Raw genomic sequence first — 2,312 nt, forward strand, 5'->3', positions numbered from 1 at the left:
TGGGCCGAGGCTGTGTGGAAACGCATTTGATTGCGTGTTTTGGACCTCTGTTTTTCCGTCCATGGCGTTTTTCTATTCCAGGAGCGCCATTTGTCCCAAATGGGGTCCTATTTCATCGGGTCGGGGCTTTGATCGCGGGATCTGCCCGACAATTAGCGTTGTTTGGCCCAATTACACCCTCAACGCGGCCATCAAAGGGGCAATCCCGATGATCTTGAGGACCCGCTTGAAGTTATACGCCAAGACATGGAGGCTCATCTCTGCGGCGACCTTTTCTCGTGTTCGGGTCAGGAAATGAGTGTATCCCATCCAAGCCTTCAACGTTCCAAAGGGATGCTCAACGGTTGATCTACGGACCTGCATCGCGTCAGGTTTTTCTTCCAACCTGCGCTCGATATCATCCAGCACGTCTTCTTGATCCCAGCGTCGGATGCGGCGCAGTTTCTCGGTCGTGCAGCGCGGCTTGAGATGGCAACTGAAACAGGCCGACAGATGCCGGTAGAAGTTGATGTCGCTTTGACGATCTGACCGATGGGCACCTTTGGTCAGGCTCTGACCTGCCGGGCAGATATAAACATCGTTTTGTGCGTCGTAGATAAAGTCCTGCTTGATGAAGAACCCTCGTTTGAGACCACTCGATGTAAGCGGCTTGGGCACATAGGTTGTGATGCCAGTGTTGGCGCACTCAAGCAGTTGTTCGCCGCCGTAATATCCTCGATCTGCGACAACCGTGATCTCTTCGCCGCCAATTGCCAAGCGCGCTTGGTTGGCCATCTTCACCAATTGCCCTCGATCACTGCCCGATGATGTCACTTCGTGTGCCACAATCAGATGATGCTCAACATCAACGGCTGTTTGTACGTTGTAGCCGACAATGCCGCCGCCCCGATGCCGCATGGAGCGTGCGTCAGGATCAGTCAAAGATACCTGGGCATCTGGTGCGTTTTGAACCTTGATCTCGATGGCTTTCAATTCCTCCAGTTGTTCTTTGAGTTTGATGATGCGTTCGTGCAAATGAGCAATCTTGCCTGGCGGCAAAGCGGGCTCATTGCGGTCAGCCGCGTCCAGCTTGGAAAGGTAGCGCTCGATACTGGTTTCAATGTCCGACAGTCGCCGCCTCACCTTGGCAGGCGTGAAGTTCTTATCCCGGTTGTTCACCGCTTTGAACTTGCTGCCATCAATCGCAACACCGTCACCGTTCAACAGACCGACGTGACGACATAACATCACAAACTGACTGCACACCTTGCGGATTGCTTTGCTGTTATCGCGCCTGAAATCCGCAATTGTTTTGAAGTCGGGGGCAAGACGACCGGTCAACCACATCATCTCGACGTTGCGACCTGTCTCCAGCTCCAGTCGGCGGCTCGATTGAATGCGGTTGAGATATCCGTAAACATAGATCTTCAGTAAAACCGCCGGATGATAACCGGGCCTTCCTGTCGCGGCAGCGTCACTGAAACCCATATCGACCAGATCAAGTGCATCAACAAACGCGTCCACAGCACGAACCGGATTACTGTCGCCCACGAAGTCCTCAAGATGGTCGGGGAATAGAACCCCTTGCTCTCGATTATCACCTTCAATGAAACGCTTCATCCGACATCTCCTGATTACTCATTCAGAATAGCAGAAATATACGTTTCCACACAGCCTCGGCCGAAACCGTCCTTTTGAACGCGTTGCTCAGATCGCCCGTTGCTCAGGTCATCAGTCTTCGACGCAGGTTATCGTCGGGCGTGGCGCACATGTCGGCCTTGCCGAAGCGATACCGATTGTGCGCAATCCGGCGATATATCCATTCGCGGAGTCCTCGCGGGAGAACACGCAGAAGTGTGGCGAGCCTTGCTACACCGCCCAACCGCTCGCCAATCCGGATGATCGCTTCCATGCCGGACCATGCTTGCCCATCTTCGATAAAGAGCCAAGTCTCAGGGTCCACTGGGTCCAGTCCGTAGTGGCGCACGAGAGCATCGCCAGTTTTCGACTGGGCGGGACAGAGGCGGAAGTTCCCGGCGTTATCAAGTTTCGCAATTGTGCGCGCACCCCAGGAGCAAAGTGCGCAGTCCCCGTCCATGACCGCTATTTGACCACTGTCTTCGAAGGCAGGAACGGCTGGATCCTCTCGATACGAGTAGGCTGTTCTCTCAAGAAGTGCTGCCATTCTAATCTCCACAGTTCTTTTGACCCAGCATGCGTGGTTTCATAACAAACGACAACAGAGAGCGAGTATGGTCCCGCTTTCTGCAGAACCGGCCCAAAGCTGACATTGATTGAGAGTATCGATACTGCAGTGCAGCTTCGCCAAACCA

General features: G+C 53.9%; 2 protein-coding genes. Both read right to left on the bottom strand.

Annotation, left to right across the window (positions count from 1 at the left end):
* Positions 1–171: 171 nt before the first annotated feature.
* Positions 172–1,599 carry an IS1182 family transposase gene (locus tag AC221Y_RS23150; protein ID WP_486708635.1) on the bottom strand — a complete coding sequence of 476 codons (1,428 nt, stop codon included), beginning with the start codon at positions 1,597–1,599 and terminating at the stop codon, positions 172–174.
* A 103-nt stretch (positions 1,600–1,702) separates the two neighbouring features.
* Complete coding sequence (locus AC221Y_RS23155; RefSeq protein ID WP_486708636.1) at positions 1,703–2,164, bottom strand: thiol-disulfide oxidoreductase DCC family protein; 462 nt, start codon at positions 2,162–2,164, stop codon at positions 1,703–1,705.
* Between the last annotated feature and the right edge of the window lie 148 nt (positions 2,165–2,312).

It is taken from the genome of Boseongicola sp., from assembly GCF_057460485.1.

What these genes read in the sequence shown, in the direction of transcription:
- AC221Y_RS23150 (WP_486708635.1), bottom strand. Translation starts at nt 1,599, where the DNA reads ATGAAGCGTTTCATTGAAGGTGATAATCGAGAGCAAGGGGTTCTATTC.
- AC221Y_RS23155 (WP_486708636.1), bottom strand. Translation starts at nt 2,164, where the DNA reads ATGGCAGCACTTCTTGAGAGAACAGCCTACTCGTATCGAGAGGATCCA.